17 protein-coding genes and 1 tRNA gene are annotated in these 20095 nt (G+C 66.3%); 1 reads left to right on the forward strand and 17 read right to left on the reverse strand.

All coding sequences use genetic code 11. The features are described 5' to 3' along the window. Nucleotides 1–324 precede the first annotated feature (324 nt). The 13 genes from rplA to Q0Q36_RS22680 form a co-directional block, all read right to left on the reverse strand. Nucleotides 325–1023, reverse strand: coding sequence for a 50S ribosomal protein L1 (gene rplA, locus Q0Q36_RS22620; protein ID WP_265059853.1), 699 nt, complete (start codon nt 1021–1023; stop codon nt 325–327). Nucleotides 1024–1036: 13 nt separating this feature from the next. Continuing rightward, the gene (gene rplK, locus Q0Q36_RS22625) at nt 1037–1468 is read right to left on the reverse strand and encodes a 50S ribosomal protein L11 (RefSeq protein ID WP_038358273.1); all 432 of its coding nucleotides are present in this window, start codon (nt 1466–1468) and stop codon (nt 1037–1039) included. A gap of 157 nt (nt 1469–1625) precedes the next feature. After that, nucleotides 1626–2225 carry a cytochrome b/b6 domain-containing protein gene (locus Q0Q36_RS22630; protein ID WP_293801686.1) on the reverse strand — a complete coding sequence of 200 codons (600 nt, stop codon included), beginning with the start codon at nt 2223–2225 and terminating at the stop codon, nt 1626–1628. Next, on the reverse strand, nt 2222–3835 hold the full coding sequence (locus tag Q0Q36_RS22635) for a methyl-accepting chemotaxis protein (protein WP_293801688.1): 1614 nt from the start codon (nt 3833–3835) through the stop codon (nt 2222–2224). Before Q0Q36_RS22635 ends, Q0Q36_RS22630 begins: the two co-directional genes overlap by 4 nt. 118 nt (nt 3836–3953) lie before the next feature. Continuing rightward, on the reverse strand, nt 3954–4487 hold the full coding sequence (nusG, locus tag Q0Q36_RS22640; protein WP_265059856.1) for a transcription termination/antitermination protein NusG: 534 nt from the start codon (nt 4485–4487) through the stop codon (nt 3954–3956). Between the two features lie 14 nt (nt 4488–4501). Beyond that, nucleotides 4502–4696, reverse strand: coding sequence for a preprotein translocase subunit SecE (gene secE, locus Q0Q36_RS22645; protein ID WP_293801689.1), 195 nt, complete (start codon nt 4694–4696; stop codon nt 4502–4504). 161 nt (nt 4697–4857) lie between these two features. Beyond that, the gene (locus tag Q0Q36_RS22650; RefSeq protein ID WP_293801691.1) at nt 4858–5589 is read right to left on the reverse strand and encodes a bifunctional 2-polyprenyl-6-hydroxyphenol methylase/3-demethylubiquinol 3-O-methyltransferase UbiG; all 732 of its coding nucleotides are present in this window, start codon (nt 5587–5589) and stop codon (nt 4858–4860) included. Between the two features lie 55 nt (nt 5590–5644). Further along, a tRNA-Trp gene (locus tag Q0Q36_RS22655) sits at nt 5645–5720 on the reverse strand. A 61-nt stretch (nt 5721–5781) separates the two neighbouring features. Then, nucleotides 5782–6681, reverse strand: coding sequence for a dihydrodipicolinate synthase family protein (locus Q0Q36_RS22660; protein ID WP_293801692.1), 900 nt, complete (start codon nt 6679–6681; stop codon nt 5782–5784). A 264-nt stretch (nt 6682–6945) separates the two neighbouring features. Continuing rightward, on the reverse strand, nt 6946–8136 hold the full coding sequence (gene tuf, locus Q0Q36_RS22665) for an elongation factor Tu (protein ID WP_293801694.1): 1191 nt from the start codon (nt 8134–8136) through the stop codon (nt 6946–6948). A gap of 126 nt (nt 8137–8262) precedes the next feature. Beyond that, nucleotides 8263–8910: a hypothetical protein gene (locus Q0Q36_RS22670; RefSeq protein ID WP_293801696.1), complete on the reverse strand. Its 648-nt coding sequence runs from the start codon at nt 8908–8910 to the stop codon at nt 8263–8265. 72 nt (nt 8911–8982) lie between these two features. Beyond that, nucleotides 8983–10260: a nicotinate phosphoribosyltransferase gene (gene pncB, locus Q0Q36_RS22675; RefSeq protein WP_293801698.1), complete on the reverse strand. Its 1278-nt coding sequence runs from the start codon at nt 10258–10260 to the stop codon at nt 8983–8985. A gap of 68 nt (nt 10261–10328) precedes the next feature. Further along, nucleotides 10329–12179: a TRAP transporter large permease subunit gene (locus Q0Q36_RS22680; protein WP_293801700.1), complete on the reverse strand. Its 1851-nt coding sequence runs from the start codon at nt 12177–12179 to the stop codon at nt 10329–10331. Nucleotides 12180–12351: 172 nt separating this feature from the next. Here Q0Q36_RS22680 and glpD point away from each other — a divergent pair, with 172 nt between their 5' ends. After that, the gene (gene glpD, locus Q0Q36_RS22685) at nt 12352–13887 is read left to right on the forward strand and encodes a glycerol-3-phosphate dehydrogenase (RefSeq protein ID WP_293801702.1); all 1536 of its coding nucleotides are present in this window, start codon (nt 12352–12354) and stop codon (nt 13885–13887) included. Nucleotides 13888–14054: 167 nt separating this feature from the next. On the opposite strand, the gene tssH is transcribed toward glpD, so the two are convergent. The 4 genes from tssH to Q0Q36_RS22705 form a co-directional block, all read right to left on the reverse strand. Continuing rightward, on the reverse strand, nt 14055–16790 hold the full coding sequence (gene tssH, locus Q0Q36_RS22690; protein WP_293801704.1) for a type VI secretion system ATPase TssH: 2736 nt from the start codon (nt 16788–16790) through the stop codon (nt 14055–14057). Nucleotides 16791–16801: 11 nt separating this feature from the next. Continuing rightward, nucleotides 16802–17773 (reverse strand): type VI secretion system baseplate subunit TssG, encoded by a 972-nt coding sequence (tssG, locus tag Q0Q36_RS22695; protein ID WP_293801710.1) that lies wholly within the window; start codon nt 17771–17773, stop codon nt 16802–16804. A gap of 89 nt (nt 17774–17862) precedes the next feature. Then, nucleotides 17863–19824 (reverse strand): type VI secretion system baseplate subunit TssF, encoded by a 1962-nt coding sequence (tssF, locus tag Q0Q36_RS22700; protein ID WP_293801706.1) that lies wholly within the window; start codon nt 19822–19824, stop codon nt 17863–17865. Between the two features lie 4 nt (nt 19825–19828). Beyond that, nucleotides 19829–20095, reverse strand: a 267-nt coding sequence (locus Q0Q36_RS22705) for a GPW/gp25 family protein (protein WP_293801708.1), incomplete at its 5' end; no start/stop codon positions are given.

Below are 20095 nucleotides of genomic sequence, written 5' to 3' on the forward strand. Positions count from 1 at the left end.
CTAAGCTCTTGCACCGTCTATGCAGGCCTCTTGGCGAAATTATGCTCCCGGACGAGCCGGGAAGGCACCTGCAGTCTCAGACAGGACTGGATGATTCTGACCTTGGAAATTGCTCTCCGCGGCCCCAATCACCCATTCTTCAGCGGAAAACCGCTGAAAAACGCGAAACAGACCCCTTCGTGCCAGGCACGCTGGAGCCCCTTCACTCATGGAAACAGGCGTGCGTATACCGCCTTCGCCTGCTTCTGCCAAGTAGGCTCTTGACTTCGTGAAATCAAGAGCGGGTGGGCGACCGTGATGCAGCCGCCCTGCCCTGTAGCCTGATCAGCCGCCGATGACGGTGTTCGGCTCGATCTTGACGCCCGGGCCCATGGTCGACGACAGCGCGACGCGCTGAATGTACGTACCCTTGGCGCCGGCGGGCTTCGCCTTGGCGACCGAGTCGACGAAAGCCTTGATGTTCTCCGAGAGCTTCTCGGCCGAGAACGAGGCCTTGCCGACCGCGGCGTGGACGATACCGGCCTTCTCGACGCGGAACTCGACCGAACCGCCCTTCGAGGCGGCGACGGCGGCGGTCACGTCCATGGTGACGGTGCCGACGCGCGGGTTCGGCATCAGGCCGCGCGGGCCGAGCACCTTACCGAGACGGCCGACGAGACCCATCATGTCCGGGGTCGCGATGCAGCGATCGAAGTTGATCTCGCCCTTCTGGACGGACTCGACCAGCTCCTCGGCGCCGACGATGTCGGCACCCGCAGCCTTGGCCTCGTCGGCCTTGGCGCCGCGGGCGAAGACGGCGACGCGCAGCGTGCGGCCCGAACCGTTCGGCAGGTTGCAGACGCCGCGGACCATCTGGTCGGCGTGACGCGGATCGACGCCGAGATTCATCGCGATCTCGACAGTCTCGTCGAACTTGGCGTTGGCGCGCTCCTTGATGAAGGTCACGGCCTGATCGAGCGAGTACAGCTTGGTGCGGTCAATGCCTTCACGGCCCTTGACGACGCGCTTTCCGACATGTGCCATTGGTCAGCTCCCCTCAGCCCACGACTTCCAGGCCCATGGACCTGGCCGAGCCACGGATCATGGCCGAAGCCGATTCGACGGTGTCGCAGTTGAGATCGGCCATCTTCTTCTCGGCGATCTCGGCGATCTGCGCAGTGGTGACCTTGCCGACATTGCCGCCCTTGCCCGGGGTCTTCGAACCCGAGGTCAGGCCGGCGGCCTTCTTCAGCCAGTACGAGACCGGCGGCTGCTTCATCTCGAAGGTGAAGGAACGATCGGCATACGCGGTGATGATCACCGGAATCGGCATGCCCTTTTCCATCTGCTGGGTCTTCGCATTGAAGGCCTTGCAGAATTCCATGATGTTGAGGCCGCGCTGACCCAGCGCCGGACCGATCGGCGGCGACGGATTGGCCGCGCCCGCCGGAACCTGAAGCTTCACGTAGCCCGTGATCTTCTTCGCCATGATGGCTGCTCCTGCCGTCCGCCCCGATGCCTATTCGGAACGACGACGACCCCGCCTGCCGATGCTCTTCATCGGGGCCGGGGTGGTTGCAGTGCGTGGTGCGGCGCCTGTGATCCGGCTGGCGACCGGCACGCCTCCCACGCGGTTGAAGGCGGGCCTATGGCATATCCGGGCGCGGAAGGGAAGAGGTTTCGGCGCGCGCAGCCTCTTTCGGATCGGCCGCTGGAGCTTGCCGGATATAGTCGTCGAGCGCCAGGCAGATATGCAGCGCGACGAGCCCGATCAGCCCGAAGGCGAGGATGGCATGCCCCTGGAACAGTTCGTCGGCATAGCCCGCACCTCGCGGCCAGATCGCCGGCAGCGAAAGGCCGCCATAGATTTCGCGTGCTCCGAAATCGGAGACGCCGGCAAGCCCGAGCAGCGGGATCGCAACCAGCATTCCATACAGGATACGGTGAACCGCGCGTCCGCCCGCGCTCCGGGACCAGCGGCCAGTGAAGCGCTGGACGATGCGGTAGGCCAGCCGGCCCAGGACCAGCAGAAGCAAGGCGAAGCCGGCCGTCTTGTGGAAGGTCATCAGCGCATCGGCCCAGGGCCCGTTGCCGATCTCCTTCATCAGGATGCCCACGCAGAACATCACCAGGACAAGCACCGCCGTGCTCCAGTGCAGCACCTTCGCGATCAGCGGAAACGCATGCCCGCCGATGCGCCGCACGGGAGCAGGCGCGATCGCCCCGGAATCGGCCATCATCGTCATGCCTGCCTGGCTCCTTGCGTGTCGCTCATGAAGCTGTCGACCGCCTGACGCAGCGCCGCGGCCTGGCCGTCGATATCAGCGGAGGTGCGGGCCATACGCTCCGTCATCCTGCGCCAGTCCTCGAACATGCCGGCGACCTGCTCGACCTGCTCGGCCATGCCGCGCACGTCGTCGGCGGTCCGGGCGGTGCCGGCATTGATCGAGCGCGACGTCTCGTCCTGCCGGCGCGCCAGCTCCGCGATCGAATCGGCGGCCGTCTCGACATCATTCACCGACGTCACAAGCGCACCGATGCGCCCGGTGATCCGCTCGGCCGCCGTGCCGATCGAATCGAGTCCGCGCCGGACCTGCCCGGTCGCCTCCGCCGTCCGGTTGGCGAGTTGCTTCACCTCGGCCGCGACCACGGCAAAGCCACGCCCGCTCTCGCCGGCGCGCGCCGCCTCGATCGTCGCATTGAGCGCCAGCAGGTTCGTCTGGTTGGCGACCGTGCTGATCAGCGTGACGACAGCCGAGATCGACCCCACCGCCTCGCGCAGCATGATGCTGTCATCTGCGGCTTCCTCGACGAGCGCCTTCGCCCCGCCGGCAATGCCCGAGGCGCGGCGCGCCTCCTCGGCCGTGATCGCCAGCAGTTCGGCGATTTCATTCAGGGAGCAGGACATCTCGTCGACATGGACGGCGGCACGCTGGCTCGACTGCGCGGCCGCGCCGGCATGCTGGTCGACGAAGCCGGAAAGCTGCGACAGTTCGTTGGACGCATCCGTCATGCTCGCGGCATGGGTTTCCAGCGCGCCGGCGATATGGGCGATACCGTCCTGGAACGCCTGACCGCGAACCCGCAAGGCCTGCTGCCGCTCCACTTCGCCTGCCAGCGAGGCCAGCCGCTTCCCGGCCGCATCCTGCCTCGCCTTCTCGTCCGAGAGATGCGCATGCAGGGCCCGGCCGAGCATGCCGATCTCGTCGCCGCGACGCGCGAGTTGGCGGACCCAGCCGGAATCCTGCCCCGGCGCACCCAGCGCCGTCGCCATGGTGGCGATCGGCCGCACCAACCAGCGATGCTCGAAGGAGATGATGAGGGCCACAAGTAACAGGCCGAGCGTCACCAGCAGCAGCGTGTTCTGCCGCGAGCCTTCGACATGGGCGCCGAGCGCCTCGCTAACGCTCGCAACGGCATTGTTGAGCGTGACGCGCAGCTCGTTGCGCTGCGTCGCCACCTTGCGCAGCGCATCCCGCAGAACGGCTCTCTCGGCGCCGAGCTTGGCGGCGAGATCCTGCAAGCCGAGGGCAGCCTGCCGCGCTTGGTCCGCTGCCTCACCCCCGCTACGGGCGGCAACGATCTGCGTTGCAGCGATCAGGGTTTCGATATCGCCGGAGAGATGGTCGCGCTCTTGGCCTGTGACGATCGCCATGACCATGCGGCTATAGGCGGCATCGGTATCCGAGAGCGCCGCCGAGGCGCCGGCCTGCGCCGTGATCGAGCGGGCGAAACCGGCAAGCTTGACCGAACTGATGAACTGCGCGGCGCCGAAAACGCAGGCGAGCACGCCCAGGATCAATGCCCAGAGCGTGAGGCGCTGGCGCACCGTGGCCTTGAAGAAACTGGGGAACATGGCGCCCTGCGTCGGATGACCGCGCAGAACATTGCCCAAGTGATCTTAAAAGCCGATTAACCTAACGAAAACGGCCCGAAGCACGCTTCGGGCCGTCCTGTTTCTCGGAGTTTTGTTCTCAGAGCTTCTCGACCTGGCCGTATTCGAGCTCGACCGGCGTGGCGCGGCCGAAGATCGAGACCGCGACCTTGAGGCGGGCGCGGGCGTGGTCGACATCCTCGACGACGCCGTTGAACGAAGCGAAGGGCCCGTCCGCGACCTTGACCTGCTCGCCGACCTCGAAAACGATCGTCGGCTTCGGCCGCTCGATGCCCTCGGCGACCTGCCCCTTGATGCGCATCGCCTCATGCTCGGGGATCGGCATGGGCTTGGCCTTGTCGGCGCCCAGGAAGCCGGTGACCTTCGGCGTGTTCTTGATGAGGTGATAGACCTCGTCGGTCATCTCGCACTTCACCAGCACATAGCCGGGGAAGAACTTGCGCTCGGTGTCGACCTTGCGGCCGCGGCGAACCTCGACGACCTTCTCGGTCGGTACCAGAACCTCGTCGAACTTGTCGGCGAGGTTGCGCTGCGCGGCCTGGTCACGGATCGACTGGGCGACCTTGTTCTCGAAGTTCGAATAGGCGTGGACGATATACCAGCGGGTGCTCACGTTCGTAATTCCGTTCAACGGGCGCCGAGGATCAGGCCGAGACCCCACCGGATGATGGTGTCGGTGAAGAGGAAGAACAGGCTGGACAGGACGACCATCGCGAGCACGAGGCCCGTGGTGATCAGCGTCTCGCGACGCGAAGGCCAGGTGACCTTGGACGCCTCGGAGCGCACATCCTGCAGGAACTGAAAGGGATTGGGTTTCGCCATGAACCACCTCGGGTTCCGAGCCGGCCCGCGCCCTCGCGCGATGCCGATTCGGCCATCCTGAAACATTCGCGGCGCGGGACCCGGGAAGGGTCGCGCGCCGTCATGGCTAGCCTCTTACATGGCTTGAAGCCTTTAGCCAAGCCCCTTTCGGGCGGCCTGCCTCAGCCCCGGCTCGCCGCGATCAGCAGAAAAAACGGCCGCTCCCGTTCCTTCGCCCAGCCCGGCTCGTTCGCGACCTGCTCGGGGCTCGGCGCCCATTCGGCCAGCTTCTCCAGCCGGAAGCCGGCGCCCAGCAGCAGGTCGAGATAGGTGCCGGTGGTGCGATGGCGCTTGACCACGCCCTCCGCCAGCCAGTTACTCACCCGCCTGCCCTCGTCGTGATAGCCGTTGACCGGCCAGGTCGCGCGGCCATCGGCATCGGCGAGCCATTCCTGCCGTGCCGGCGCCGTCATGATCGGATGCTCGACCGAGCAGACCAGGCCGCCGCCCGGTTTCAGCGCCGCATGCACCCGTCCGAACAGTCCGGCGAGATCCTCGATGTAGTGGAACGCAAGCGAGCTATAGGCGAGATCGAAGGCGTCTGCCGGCGGCGCATAGGTCTCGAGATCGGCACGCTCGTAGGTCACGCGGGAATCGGCAGTCTCGCGCCGCCCCCGTTCCAGCATCTTCTCGGAGACGTCGACTCCGAGCACGCTGGCAGCACCCTCGTCTGCGGCGAAGCGGCAGAACCAGCCGAAGCCGCAGCCGAGATCGAGCACCTGCTTGCCAGTGAGTTTCGGCAGCATCCCGCGCAGTACCGGCCATTCCGGCGCACCGTCCAAACCATGGACCGAACGCGGCAGCTGGCTGTAGCCCGCGAAGAAGGTCTCGTTATCGTAGATGTTCTGGGTCATGGATGCCTCGCCAACCTGCTTGGGCATCCGGGCTAAACGTCGCCAGCGGGACGACTGGCAGGGGCAGCAGGGCTCGAACCCGCGACCTGCGGTTTTGGAGACCGCCGCTCTACCAACTGAGCTATACCCCTGCAGGTGGGCGTCATGTGCCCCAAGGCGCGGCGCATTTCAAGTCGAAATCGCTGATCATCCTCATTTGCTGTAGGGGCCGAGCTCGCGGGCATAGCGCTCGACCAGCTTCAGCCCGAATTCCGTGGGCCGCAGCGCCGGGCCGCGATCATGAATCGTGATGCCGGCGCGGGCGCCGAAGATGCGTTTCCCATAGCAAAGCAGAGTCTCGATCGACTGCATGATGAAGGTGATCGCCGGCAGGACCTCGCGATAGGCGGTATCCGCCCCGGCCTCGTCACCGGTTCTGTAGCGGGCATAGGCGCGCAGCGCATGGTCGATCGTGTCGGGCGCCAGGATCATCCCGGCGCAGCCCGCGCGGAAATTGTCGATTAACTCCAGCCCGCCGCGCCCGTTGAGAATCGGCAGATGGCCTTCCGTCACGGCGATCAGGCGCTCGATCTCGACGACCGAGCCCTCGCCCTTGATCAGGCTGATATTCGGATAGCGTCGCGTCAGCTCGCGGATATCCTCTACCGAGAGGCCGCGGCCCATATAGGCCGGTGCGTTCTGGATCGCGACCGGGAGCGCCGTCGTCTCGGCGATCCGACCGAAGAAATTGATGTACTCGGCCGCACCGAAGCTGCCGACCATCGGCGGCTGCAGAATCACCCAGTCGGCGCCGTTCTGCTCGGCGACCTTCACCAGCGCGACCTGCTCGGCCACCGAGGAGCCGAAGATCGTGAAGGCGAGCGGCTTCCTACCCGCCACGTCCTCCGCCATCCATTCCATCACGGTGCAGCGCTCGGTGAAGCTCAGCTTCGAAACCTCCGTCGCGAGCCCGAGCGCGGCCATGCCCTGCACGTCGAGATCGAGGTTGATTTGCGTCTGCTTACGCATCGCTACCCGGTCGAGCCGCTCATGCGCGTCGAACAGCGCGAAGGCGATCGAATGGATACCCGGAAACGGCGGCTTGAACGGCATGGGCAGCATCCTCCGCGACGGAGCGGCTGATCCGCTCTCTCACGAAGATCGAGAGCATGGAATGCGCGGCACGAGCAGCCCGGCAGGCCGTGGCCGCCCCTGCATTCACGGCATGGCTCTGAAACGCCTGCATGCAAAAGAAAAAGGGCGGTGTCGCCACCGCCCTTTCCAACCCAAATCGTGCAGGACGATCAGGCGATGATGCTGGCGACGACGCCGGCGCCGCAAAGTCTGCGGTTTCCGCGGACGTCGTTGTTGCCTCGATCAAGCAATGATCGAAGCAACAACACCTGCTCCAACCGTGCGGCCGCCTTCGCGGATGGCGAAGCGCAGCTTCTCTTCCATCGCGATCGGGGCGATCAGCGTCACCTCCATCGAGATGTTGTCGCCCGGCATCACCATCTCCGTGCCTTCCGGCAGCGAGACCACGCCGGTCACGTCCGTCGTGCGGAAGTAGAACTGCGGGCGGTAGTTGGTGAAGAACGGCGTGTGACGGCCACCCTCTTCCTTCGTCAGGATGTAGGCCTCGGCCTTGAACTTCGTGTGCGGCTTCACCGAGCCCGGCTTGCACAGCACCTGGCCGCGCTCCACGTCCTCGCGCTTCGTGCCGCGCAGCAGGCAGCCGATGTTGTCGCCAGCCTGGCCCTGGTCGAGCAGCTTGCGGAACATCTCGACGCCCGTCACCGTCGTCTTCTGCGTCTCCTTCAGGCCGACGATCTCGATTTCCTCGCCGACCTTCACGATGCCGCGCTCGACGCGGCCGGTCACCACCGTGCCGCGGCCCGAGATCGAGAACACGTCTTCGACCGGCATCAGGAACGGCTGGTCGATCGGACGCTCCGGCTGCGGGATGTAGTCGTCGACCGTCTTCATCAGCGCGATCACCGCGTCATGGCCGATCTCCGGCGTGACGTTGTCGAGAGCGGCCTTGGCCGAGCCCTTGGTGATCGGAATGTCGTCGCCGGGGAAGTCGTACTTCGAGAGGAGCTCGCGGATCTCCATCTCGACGAGCTCGAGCAGCTCGGCGTCGTCGACCAGGTCGACCTTGTTCATGAACACCACCAGCGCGGGAACGCCGACCTGGCGCGCCAGCAGGATGTGCTCGCGGGTCTGCGGCATCGGGCCGTCGGCCGCCGAAACCACCAGGATCGCGCCGTCCATCTGCGCCGCGCCCGTGATCATGTTCTTCACGTAGTCGGCGTGGCCGGGGCAGTCGACATGCGCGTAGTGACGGGCCGGGGTCTCGTACTCGACGTGAGCCGTCGAGATCGTGATGCCGCGGGCCTTCTCTTCCGGCGCCTTGTCGATCTGGTCATACGCCGTGAACGACGCACCGCCGGACTCGGCCAGAACCTTCGTGATCGCAGCCGTCAATGACGTCTTGCCATGGTCAACGTGACCAATCGTTCCAATGTTGCAGTGCGGCTTGTTGCGAGCGAACTTCTCTTTGGCCATGACACCCTTGTCCTCGAAGGCGGCCCTTCGGGCCCAGAAACGCGGTCGCATTAGGGGTTTTTGAAGCGGGATGCAAGCTGACCGATCCCACCGGCCTCCCGGGGCGTCGGAGAGAAGAGGCCTGCGCTAATTCTTCACCATCCAGCTCCCCCGGACGCGCTGCAGAAGGTACGTGGTCACCGGGTAGCCATCGCTCGGCGTTCGAGCGATCCGGCGCAAGGCCGCGAGCGCCTCCGGATCGGCTCCATCACAGAAGGCGACGATATCGCGCGCCGGCACCGCGACAACCAGCCCGTCGGGGAGATTCGGGATCGCTGACCAGACCTCGGGGAGCAGCAGCAGCGCTGCATTGTAGTCCGCCTCGAAGGACAGGGTCCTGACGGGACCATGTTCCTCGATCTGCAAGCGCGCGGCCCTGCGCCTCAAGTTTTCCCGCCCAACATTCATCATATCCTGGTCGCTAAGCCCGAAACGCTTTCCTTCACCGCTCATGACATAGCGAGACGTATTCTTACGATCTTCAACGACGACGACCGAGATATCGACCCCTAGATCCGAATGCACGAGCCCTGGCGCGGGCTGCGGTTGCGCACGGGCCTTTTCCGCGACCGCCGCGACGAAGCTACGGTTCTTGACGGTGAGCAGCAACGAACTCTTGAACGAGGCCGCATCGCGGTGAGGCACGCCGCATCCCGAGCAATCCGTTTCCTGAGCGTTCGATGCAGCCGGCCACGCCACGAGCATGGCAAACACCACAACCAGCAAGCGCTTCACGTCGAGTCCCCCAACCCGCGAACATGTTCGCGCATCGAGAACATAATGGCAACATATCTTTCTGACGCTAGGTTAGGGAGCCCCGAACACCCGCCGGTAGCGCTTCACGGCTTCCGGATCGCCCGAGACCTTCTCGGGATTGTCGGAGAGCTTCACGGCCGGGCGCCCGTTCGCCTTGGTGACCTTGCAGACCAGCGAGATCGGATCGAGCGCACGCGAGCCGTCGGGCGAGCAGCCGACGAGATCATTGGTCAGGTCCGTGCCCCAGCCGAAGGCCATGCGGACCTTGCCGTCGAAATGATGATAGACGCGCTCGATCGCATCGACATCGAGCCCGTCGGAGAAGACCAGCATCTTGTCGCGCGGGTCGCGCCCGCGCTCGCGCCACCACGCCATGATCGTCTCGCCGGCCGGGATCGGCGGCGCGCTGTCGGGGCGGAAACCGGTCCAGTCGGCGACCCAATCCGGCGCATGGCGCAGGAAGCTCTGCGAGCCGAAGGCATCCGGTAGCGCGATCAAGAGGTTGCCGCCATAGACCTGACGCCATTCGTCGAGCACGCGATAGGGCGCGCGCAGCAATTCCTCGTCCGAATCGGCAAGCGCCGCCAGCACCATCGGCAACTCATGAGCATTGGTGCCGATCGCCTCCAGATCCGCATCCATCGCCAGGAGCACGTTGGACGTGCCGGTGAAGGCCGAGCCCAGCCCCTCCTTCAGCGCCTCGACGCACCAGCGCTGCCAGAGATGGCCATGGCGCCGGCGCGTGCCGAAATCGGAGAGCTTGAGGTTGGGCAGCTTCTGCAAGCGCTCGACCTTGTCCCACATCTTGGCCTTGGCCCGGGCATAGAGCACGTCGAGCGAGAAACGCTTCTGGCCGAGCATGACGCGGCGCGCCCGCAGCTCGTTGACGATCGCCAGCGCCGGCACCTCCCACATCGTGCTGTGGGTCCAGGGCCCCTCGAAATGCAGCTCGTACTGCCCGTCGACCTTGCGCAGATCGTAATCGGGCAACTGGAAATCGGCGAGCCAGGCCATGAACTCCGGCGAGAACATCTGCGTCTTGCCGTAGAAACTGTTGCCGGCGAGCCAGATCAGTTCGTTCTTGGTGAAGCGCAGCGAGCGAGCGTGGTCGAGCTGTGCTCGGAGCTCCCCCTCGTCGACGATATCGGCGAGACGGATATGCTTCGAGCGGTTGATCAGCGAGAAGGTGACCTGCACGTCCGGATGGAAGGCCCGGATCATCTGCAGCATCAGGAGCTTGTAGAAATCGGTATCGAGCAGGCTGCGGATGATCGGGTCGAGCCGCCAACCGTGGTTGTAGGTCCGCGTCGCGATGTCGGTGAAGATCATATCGAAGTCCGGGCCAGCTCACGGCGTAGGCAATGGAACGGCGCGGGCGCCGGGCGAACGAGAGCGCATCAGAACAGCGCCTTGAGCCCCGGCGCAAGCGCAGGCCACGCAGCCATGCCCAGCGACAGCGCCATGAGGGCGACGAGCAGAACGCCGAGCAGCGGCAGGACGGCCCGGAAAACCGCTCCCACCGGCACCCGCATGATGCCGCTGACAACATAGACGAGGATACCGAGCGGCGGCGTCAGTCCGTGGATCATCAGGTTGACGACGAGCACCACGCCGAACTGGATCGGATCGAGCCCCGCCGTTACCGCGACCGGCAGCAGCAGCGGCGCCAGCAGCAGGATCGCCGCGCCGATATCGAGGAAGAGCCCGGCGACCAGCAGTACGAGATTGGCGAGCAGCATCACCGCATAAGGCCCGGCGCCGAACAGAGTGACGAGCCCGGCCATCTGCTCGGAGATGCGGTCGACCGCAAGGAGGAAAGCGAAAGGCGCGGACGTGCCGATCAGGAGACCGATCGCCGCTGCCTCGGCCGCCGATTTGCGCAGGGCCGCCAGCACGCCGCGCCCATTCAGGCTCCGCAGCGCGAGGCAGGCCAGAACCGCATAGGCGACGGCGAGTGCGGAAGCCTCCGTCACCGTCACCACACCGAAGCGGATGCCGACGACCACGACGATGCCGAGCCCGATCGCGGGAATCGCGCCGATCAGCGCCCTGCCCCGCTCGGCCGCGCTCGCCTTCGGCGCCGCATCCACGACGCCGCGCACGCTGAGATGGATGCCGATAGCCAATGCCAGAGCCAGCACACCGCCCGCGACGAAGCCGCCCACCAGCAACGAACCGACCGAGAGATTGGTCGCGCTCGCCAGGATCAGGAAAGCGATCGAGGGTGGGATGATGTTGTCGAGCATCGAGACGCCCGCGACGATCGCCGCTGCATTGGCCGGCGGATAGCCCCGCGCCACCAGGGTCGGCGCCATCACCTTGGCCCCGAAGGCAGCATTCGCCACCGAGGAGCCCGACGCTCCCGAGAACAGCACGCTCGCGACCAGCGCCGTCTGCGCCAATCCCGCCCGCCAATGCCCGACCAGCGACGCGGCGAACCGGATCAGGCGCTCGGCGAGGCCGCCTGCGGTCAGAAGCTCGCCGGCCAGCAGGAAGAAAGGGATCGCCAGCAGCAGGAACTTGCCGACGCCGCCGACCACCGTCTGCACGATTGCCGGCTCCGGCAGCAGCCCGCCGAACGGCCCCGTCAGCGAGACTCCGGCCAGAAGCGCGAAGGGCAAGGGCGCGCCGAGCAGAAGCCCGGCCCCCGCGACCAGCGCAGCAACCAGGCTCGGCGTCGGAAACAGATCGAAAGAGAGCTGCGCCAGCGCATACAGACATGCGCCGAGCACGAGTGTCGCGACGGCGCCTGCCCAGCCCCGCTCCTGGCCCGCCCGCAGGAACAACGCCAGGATCGTCAGCCCTCCGCCGCAGGCGAAGACGGCAAACCGCAGCCATTCCGGCAAGCCGAGCACAGTGGAGTGGCCGCCGACGAGCACCGCCACGCTCGCGCCTCCGACCGCAAGCACCAGGGCGCCGTGAAAGGCGATGGCATCGGCGAGCACGGCAGCAATCTTTCGTGGCATCGCCGGCAGCAGCCGAACCAGCACATCGAGCCGCATCGCCAGCGTACCGGTAACGGCGAGTGGCGCACCAACAGCGATCAGCGCCAGATTCAACCAGATCGCCAGTTCGTCCGACCAGACGAAGCCGCCACCGAACAGATAGCGCTGCAGGACGGCCGCCATCACCACGAGGAACAGGGCCGCCAGGATCGCCGCCCCGGCATATTCCAGCGCTGAGCGGAGAGCAGACTCGGCCCGCTGCGGGAGCCGCCTCCCGCGCCCTTGCTTCACCGACTGGCTCATCCTGCCGCCATCCCCCGCCTCAATGCCCAGTTCCGACCTCGCGCGCCCCGCGTCAAGCCATCAGAATTGACATCATCCCCGAATTGACCGCAGGAGCGGGCTTGTGGCGGCGCCCCGGCCGGGATTGGATGGCGCCATCGATCAGCCTTTCCAGCCTTTCCAGAAGACGCGCATGGCTTCCGAAACGACCTCGCCCTTAGCCGGCTTCGGCACCGACCCCGCCAATCCCTACGATCTCGCCGTCATCGGCGGCGGCATCAATGGATGCGGCATCGCCCGCGACGCGGCCGGGCGCGGCGCCTCCGTCGTCCTGTTCGAGAAGGACGATCTCGCCAGCGCCACCTCCTCGCGCTCGACCAAGCTGATCCATGGCGGCCTGCGCTATCTCGAGCATTACAAGTTCCGGCTGGTGCGCGAGGCCCTGATGGAGCGCGAGCGGCTCTGGGCGATCGCGCCGCATATCATCCGGCCTCTGCGCTTCGTGCTGCCGCATCACAAGGGCCTGCGCCCGGCCTGGTTGCTCCGGCTCGGCCTGTTCCTCTACGACCATATCGGCGGCCGCAAGCTCCTGCCGGCGACGCGCACGCTCGACCTCGCCCATGACGTCGTCGGCAAGCCGCTCAAGGACGATCAGGCCAGGGCTTTCGAATATTCCGATTGCTGGGTCGAGGACGCGCGCCTCGTCGTGCTCAACGCAATGGATGCCGCCGTGCGCGGCGCCGCGATCCATACGCGCACCCGCGTCACCGCAGCGCGGCGCAAGAACGGCCTCTGGCAGCTTGAGACGGACGGCGCCGAGGGGCGGCAGACGGTCTGGGCGCGCGCGCTCGTCAACGCCGCCGGCCCCTGGGTCGGCGAGGTCCTGAACGGCGTCATCCACACCAATGCCAAGGCCGGCGTCCGCATGGTCCAGGGTAGCCATATCGTCGTGCCCAGACTCTACGAGCACGATCGCTGCTATATCTTCCAGAACGCGGACGGACGCATCATCTTCGCCATTCCCTATGAGCAGGATTTCACGCTGATCGGCACGACCGATCGCGACTATCACGGCGACCCAGCCGAGGTCGTCGCGACCCCGAACGAGATCGCCTATCTCTGTGCCGCCGCAAGCGAGTATTTCCGCCAGCCCGTCACGCCGGAATCGGTGGTCTGGACCTATTCGGGCGTGCGCCCGCTCTATGATGACGGCGCCTCGAAGGCGCAGGAGGCGACGCGCGACTACGTGCTGACGCTCGACGCGCCCGAAGGCGAGGCGCCGCTGCTCTCCGTCTTCGGCGGTAAGATCACGACCTATCGCCGTCTCGCCGAGGCCGCAATTGCCAGGCTCGCGCCGCTCGCGCCCTGGGCCGCCCGCGCCGAATGGACGGTTGCCGGTGCCCTGCCCGGCGGCGATTTCCCGGTCGGCGGGTTCGACAAGCTGGTCGGTGAGATCGCCACCGCCTATCCTTGGCTCGAACGCCGCAGCGCGACGCGGCTTGCCCGCGCCTATGGTACCCGCGCCCGCGATATCCTCGGCGATGCGAAGAGTCTCGCCGATCTCGGCCGCCATTTCGGCGCGGACCTCTACGAGCGCGAGGTCCGCTACCTGATGAAGGCGGAATGGGCGCGCCGGGCGCAGGACGTGCTCTGGCGCCGCGGAAAGCTGGGCTTGCGGTTGTCGAAGGCCGAGAGCGAGGCGCTCGACGATTTCATGCAGCAAGCATGAACGTCATCGGGCTCGTTACGAAGCGGTGAGCCCGAAGCCAATGAAGATCGACATTTCCGTCATGGTCGGGCTTGTCCCGACCATCCACGTCTTCTCCACCGAGAGCGGTATTCAAGACGTGGATGCTCGCCACAAGGGCGAGCATGACGGCGTGGCCATAGGAAACGTCACGCCACCTGATAGACGAACTGCCCGTCCTCGACCGAGACCTTCGCCTCGGTCAGCGGCTTCTTCTCCAGTTGCAGGTTGAGGATCGCGCGCGAGAGCGCCGGCAGCATCGAGTTGGTGATGATGTTGTCGATCATGCGCCCGCCGGAATCCGGGTCGTTGCACTGGCCGACGATGTGCTCGACCACCGCGTCATCATAGACGAAGGCCGCTTTATGGTTCTCGGCCAGCCGCTTGCCGATGCGCCCGAGCTGGAGTTTTACGATCCCGGCCAGCATGTCTGAGGACAGCGGGTAATAGGGAATGGTCACGAGCCGCCCGATCAGCGCCGGCGGGAAGACCTTGAGCAGCGCCGGCCTCAGGCTCACCGCCATCGCCTCTGGATCGGGCTTGGCCGCGCCGTTCGCCGACATGCTCATGATCTCGTCTGTGCCGACATTCGAGGTCAGGATGATCAGCGTGTTCTTGAAGTCGATGCGCCGGCCGGTGCCGTCCTCCATCTGGCCCTTGTCGAAAACCTGGAAGAACAGCTCGTGGACGTCGGGATGCGCCTTCTCGACCTCGTCGAGCAGCACCACCGAATAGGGCTTGCGCCGGACCGCTTCCGTCAGGCGCCCGCCCTCGCCATAGCCGACATAGCCGGGAGGCGCCCCCTTCAGCGTCGAAACGGTATGCGCCTCCTGGAACTCGCTCATGTTGATGGTGATGACGTTCTGCTCGCCACCATAGAGCGATTCCGCCAAGGCCAGCGCCGTCTCTGTCTTGCCGACGCCGGACGGGCCGCAGAGCATGAAGACGCCGATGGGCTTGTTGGGATTGTCGAGCCTGGCACGATTGGTCTCGATGCGCTTGGCGATCATGCCGATGCCATGGCCCTGCCCGACGACGCGCTTGTTCAGCGTCTCGGCGAGGTTGAGCACGGTCTCGATCTCGTCCTTGACCATCCGGCCGACCGGAATGCCGGTCCAGTCCGAGACGACCGAGGCGACCGACTGCTCGTCGACATGGGCATAGATCATCCGGTTGGCCGGATCGATCTCGCTCAGCGCCGCGAACTTGGCGTTGAGCGTCGCGCGTGACTGTTCCGGATCGGCAGTCATCTCCGGAGCGGGAGCCTCCGCCTCAGGCGGCGCAGGCGCGACATTCTCGTTCGCCTCCTGCTTGCCGTTCCCAGTTTTCGCCTCACCGCCCGGCGCCTTCTCGCCGAGCTTGGCCCGCAGCGCCTTGATCTCTTCGACAATGGCAAGTTCGCCCGCCCAGGCGCCTTCGAGGCCCGAGAGCTTCTCCTGCCGCTCGGCGATCTCGGCCTCGATCTCGCCAAGCCGCTTGGTGGCATCGGTGCCGAGATCGGCATCCGCCGTCAGCGCCGCCTTCTCCTGCTCCAGCGAGGCGATGGCGACGCGCGCATCCTCGATCGCGGCCGGCGTCGCGCTCTGGCTGATGGCGACGCGGGCGCAGGCCGTGTCGAGCAGGCTCACCGCCTTGTCGGGAAGCTGACGCGCCGGAATATAGCGATGCGACAGCGAGACCGCCGCGACGATCGCCGCATCTGAGATGCGGACCTTGTGATGCTTCTCCATCGGGCCGATCAGCCCGCGCAGCATGGTGCAGCAGCGCGCCACGTCCGGCTCGTCGACCTGCACCGGCTGGAAGCGCCGGGTCAGCGCCGGGTCCTTCTCGAAATACTGGCGGTATTCCGACCATGTCGTCGCCGCGATCGTCCTGAGCGTGCCGCGCGCCAGCGCCGGCTTCAGCAGGTTGGCGGCGTCACCGGTACCGGCCTGCCCGCCGGCCCCGATCAGCGTATGCGCCTCGTCGATGAACAGGATCACCGGTGTCGGCGAGGACTGTACCTCGTCGATCACCGAGCGCAGGCGCTGCTCGAATTCGCCCTTCATCGAGGCGCCGGCCTGCATCAGGCCGATATCGAGCGCGCAGACGCGCACACCCCTCAGCGGCGGCGGCACGTCGCCTGCCGCGACGCGCTGCGCGAAGCCCTCGGCGATCGCGGTCTTGCCGACGCCGGCCTCTCCGGTGAGGATCGGATTGTTCTGGCGCCGCCGCATCAGCACGTCGATGACCTGCCGGATCTCGTCGTCGCGGCCTAGGATCGGGTCCATCGTGCCGGAGCGGGCCTTGACGGTGAGATCCTGCGAGAAGCGGTCAAGCGCCGTCGTGCCCTTCGCACCCTCGGCCTGCTCGGCACCGGGCGTACCTGCCGCGCGCAGGCCCGAACCATCCATCGGCCGCAGGTTCTCTTCCTCAGAGCTTTCCCAGATCTTGCCGTAGCCTGCAGCCAGTTCCTCGACCGGGATCTTGGAGAATTCCTTGGAAAGCCCGGTCAAAACGCGGCGCAATTCGGTCGATTTCAGTGCCGCCACCAGCAGATGGCCGGTCCTGATCTGCGTCTCCCCGAAGAACAGGGTCGCGTAATGCCAGCCACGGTCGAGGATATCGACGATATGGTTGGCGATGCCCGGCATCTCCGTCTCGTTGCGGCGGAAGCCCTCGACCACGCCGCCGAGCTCCATGAGCATCTTGGCACGGTCGAGCTTGTAGTGGTCGGCGGTCAGCGTCAGGTCGTTCGACGTGCCTTGCAGGATCTGCAGCAGCCAATGCGCCAGCTCGACATTGCGGTTTCCCGCCCCCTTCGCCTGCCGCAGCGCCTGCAGGAAGGTGTCGTAGCCGACCCGGTTGAGCTTGCCTGTGACGGCTTCGAGGCTGATATCGGCCATGGTCGTCCCCTTCAATGTCCGGTGGCGGCAGTGCGGCTTCGTTTCAGGCGCAGGCTTTCGGCGGGATGGAAGCGGGCGTCGCGGCGCAGGGCGCCCTCCTCGACATCCCAGTTCGGCGCCATCCAGCTCGTCCAGCCGAGGTGGCCGGACTGGCCGAGCCGAACCGGCTTCACCGCGCCGACCGGCAAGGCAAGCTCGACATCCCACTCGAACTGCTCGCCGAGATGGAAGAACACCGCGTCCGCCAGCGGCTCGCAGCGATCGCCATTCGGCAGGAAGCGCTCGAATTGTTCGAGATCGGCCGCGACGATTTTCACGCGGAACTTGTCCTCGACACTGTAGACGCTGCCGCCGAGCAGCGCGTCGCCGCCGAGCGTGCAATGCGAGCCCCCGAGCCGCGTGCGGTCGCCCGTATCGAAGGCCAGCCACATACCCGCGAACTGCTCGATCTCGATATCGGCCTTGAACAGCCCCGCAAGGAAGCGCCGCAGCCGCGAGGCCGATTTCGCCTGCGCGCCGATGAGCCCGGCATGGGCGAGCTTCTCGGCATCGGGCACGCTGTCGCGCTTGAGATAGGGCTTCGAGCCCATGCCGATCATGCTACCGATATAGGCGGCGAAGCGGTCGAGATCGGGCCGGTCATGCTGCGCGATCGGCCGCGAGTCCGCCCAGGCCCGATAGAACAACTGCAGGAAGCGGTGGTTGAAGATGTCGAGGAAGCGCGGGAAGGCGTCGTCGCGCGCCAGCGTCCAGTGATAGCTTTCCTCGGTCGTCGCCAATGGCAGCGGCCCCTGCGGCCCGAGCAGGCCGAGGAACTTGACGAAGAGCCGCAGACGCCCCTGCCCGTCGCGATCGGCCTCCGCAAGGCTCGACGCCGGGAAGTCGAGATAGGGCTGCTCGCCCAGCGCGACATACTCGTCGCGCCGCGAGGCGACGTCGCCGACGCGCGGCCGGTCCGGAAAGCTACGCTCCAGCCGGCGCATCACCGCATAGAAATCGAAACGCCAAGGCTCGACTTCGAGCTGCGCCTGATAGTTCGGCGCTTTCTCCAGCGGGGTGGCGGCATCCTCGCTCACAGGATGCGCCTCGCACCGGCACGCGGCGGAAAGCGCATGACCTCGCCGCGCTCGACGGTGCGGATCACCGTCTGGGTGAAATGGTTCATCGCCGCGTATTCGGCGAAGAAGCGGTCGAGCACAGCCCCGAGCAGAAAGACGCCGGAGCCCTCGAAGGCCTTCTCGTCAAGCAGGACGGTGATTTCGAGCCCGCGTGCCGCGCCCGTTCCCGCCCGCTGCGGAAAGCGGCGGACGACGGCACGGCTATCGACGCCCTTGATGCCGCGGATACGCCGCTCTGTGGCGCTGTCGGCGAGATCGGCGAAGAGCGAGAGCAGCTCCCGCAGCGCCTCGCCATTCTCGCCGGCCCCGCGCTGGACGAGGCCGAGATGGTTCAGGCTGATCAGGTTGACCAGCCGCCAGGTCACGACGCCGGTACTGGCGGTCTCGGAGCGCAGCTTGAGTTGGGAAACGACCGGCTCGCGCGGCGGCGTCGGCCCGGCAAGGCAGGTGATGTCGAGCGAGACATTGTCGATCAGCCGGAAATCGGCGCCGCCCTGCCCGGTCGGCAGATGCTCGGTCAGGTGCCGGTTGGAGCAGAGCGCCCGCACGCTGAGTTCCGCGACCGAGGCGTTGTCGGAAATACCCGCCGGCTCGACCAGCGAAATGAACATCTCCGTTCCCGTGTAGTCGGAAGCCTTGCCCTGACGGCGCTCGGCCGAGGAGCGGCGCCGTGGCAGGCGGCGCTGCGTATAATGCAGCCCCTGCGTTGGCGAGGCGCCCTCCGGCGAGGAATAGAGCGGATGGACCGGCTGCTTCTCGCGGCCGCCGATATAATGCGCGTGGACCGAGAGGATGCTATGCGGTTCGTAGTCGAGCACGCGACTGCGGTCGGGCACGACATGGAACTCGTGCTGGTTCGTCTTGACCGGGATGCGGTCTGTGGTCTTCTCGAACAGGTTGATCGCCGGTGACGCATAGAGCGCGAACATCTCCTTGCGCACGGCGCCAGGCAGCCGCGTGTTCACCTCGTCGAAGACGAAAATAATGTCGACCGCCTTGGCCTTGAGCTTCGGCATGATGCTGGCCAGACCCTCCAGCCGGAAACCAAGGAACTTGCGCGGGAACCAGAACAGCTCCCGCAGCAGGTCGAAGCCGCGGAAGACGCGGGTATCGGCCGGCAGCAGCGCCTCGTCCTCGTCGAACCCGATCTGCTCGATCCGGCAGCCGTCGCCCGGCGTCACCACGGGATCGCCGAATTCATCGAGGTGGCGGAAATGGATGCCGATGCAGTTCGCGAAAAGCTGCTCGTAGAGCGCGACCGCATCGGCCTCGCTGCCCAGCAGATGGAAGGGCAGTTCGCGGGTCCGGCAGCCGGCGAACCAGCTCGCCGGGTTCTTCAGCGCCTGCGCGGCCGAGGGCTCCTGCTCGCGATCGGCCATCACCCGGTGATTGAGCGAGATGCGCAGGCCCGACAGGGCGCGGGGCCCAGTCCGCAGGCCCAGCGCCTGCAACGGCCCCGGCGCCGGGATGTACTCGGCCGCCGTGATCTCGAAGGGCCAGAGCGTGACGTCGCCGCCCAGCCGGTAACGGCAGGCGACGCGGCGCTCGCGCTCCAGATAGGTCGCGTCGATATAGGAGCCGCGCGGAACCCGCACGCCCTCGCGCAGGGCCGGGTCCGAATAGGGTGGCGCCACGCCGGCCAGCAGCGCCGAGGGCGTCGGCGCCAGATAGTTCGGCAGCAACTGCTCGATCAGGTTGTTGGTGAATTCGGGAAACTCGTGCCGGAGCTTGAGCTGGACGCGCGCCGCGAGGAAGGCCGCGCCTTCCAGCAGGCCGCCGACCATCGGATCCATCCGCTCGCCGGCCAGCCCGCCGAGCCGCTCGGCGATGCCCGGATATTCCTCCGCGAACTCCTTGCTGTGCTCCATGAAGAGCCGGAGTTCCTGGTTGTAGAGGTCGAGAAACTCCTGGTTCATCGCCTCAGCGTCCCTTGATCGCGATCTTGCCGGTGTCGAGTTCGAGATCGGCCACGAATTGGACGGGAATATTCAGCGGTTCGCAATTCAGATCGGCGCGCACGAGGAAGCGGATCTTGAGTTCGGCCGGATCGAGGCTCTCGTCGCGCTCGACGGCGACCGACTTGCGGATCAGCCGCGGCTCGTAGCCGACCAGCACATTGGCCAGGTCCTCGCGGATCGCATCGACCCGATGCTCGTCGATCGACAGCCGGGTCATGTCGGGAAAGCC

Origin of the sequence: uncultured Allobosea sp. (assembly GCF_945957345.1) — a bacterium.
GTDB lineage: Bacteria > Pseudomonadota > Alphaproteobacteria > Rhizobiales > Beijerinckiaceae > Allobosea.

Coding starts and splice junctions, on each gene's coding strand:
- rplA (WP_265059853.1), bottom strand. CDS start 1,023: ATGGCACATGTCGGAAAGCGCGTCGTCAAGGGCCGTGAAGGCATTGAC.
- rplK (WP_038358273.1), bottom strand. CDS start 1,468: ATGGCGAAGAAGATCACGGGCTACGTGAAGCTTCAGGTTCCGGCGGGC.
- Q0Q36_RS22630 (WP_293801686.1), bottom strand. CDS start 2,225: ATGACGATGATGGCCGATTCCGGGGCGATCGCGCCTGCTCCCGTGCGG.
- Q0Q36_RS22635 (WP_293801688.1), bottom strand. CDS start 3,835: ATGTTCCCCAGTTTCTTCAAGGCCACGGTGCGCCAGCGCCTCACGCTC.
- secE (WP_293801689.1), bottom strand. CDS start 4,696: ATGGCGAAACCCAATCCCTTTCAGTTCCTGCAGGATGTGCGCTCCGAG.
- Q0Q36_RS22650 (WP_293801691.1), bottom strand. CDS start 5,589: ATGACCCAGAACATCTACGATAACGAGACCTTCTTCGCGGGCTACAGC.
- Q0Q36_RS22660 (WP_293801692.1), bottom strand. CDS start 6,681: ATGCCGTTCAAGCCGCCGTTTCCGGGTATCCATTCGATCGCCTTCGCG.
- tuf (WP_293801694.1), bottom strand. CDS start 8,136: ATGGCCAAAGAGAAGTTCGCTCGCAACAAGCCGCACTGCAACATTGGA.
- pncB (WP_293801698.1), bottom strand. CDS start 10,260: ATGATCTTCACCGACATCGCGACGCGGACCTACAACCACGGTTGGCGG.
- Q0Q36_RS22680 (WP_293801700.1), bottom strand. CDS start 12,179: ATGAGCCAGTCGGTGAAGCAAGGGCGCGGGAGGCGGCTCCCGCAGCGG.
- glpD (WP_293801702.1), top strand. CDS start 12,352: ATGGCTTCCGAAACGACCTCGCCCTTAGCCGGCTTCGGCACCGACCCC.
- tssH (WP_293801704.1), bottom strand. CDS start 16,790: ATGGCCGATATCAGCCTCGAAGCCGTCACAGGCAAGCTCAACCGGGTC.
- tssG (WP_293801710.1), bottom strand. CDS start 17,773: ATGCGCCGGCTGGAGCGTAGCTTTCCGGACCGGCCGCGCGTCGGCGAC.
- tssF (WP_293801706.1), bottom strand. CDS start 19,824: ATGAACCAGGAGTTTCTCGACCTCTACAACCAGGAACTCCGGCTCTTC.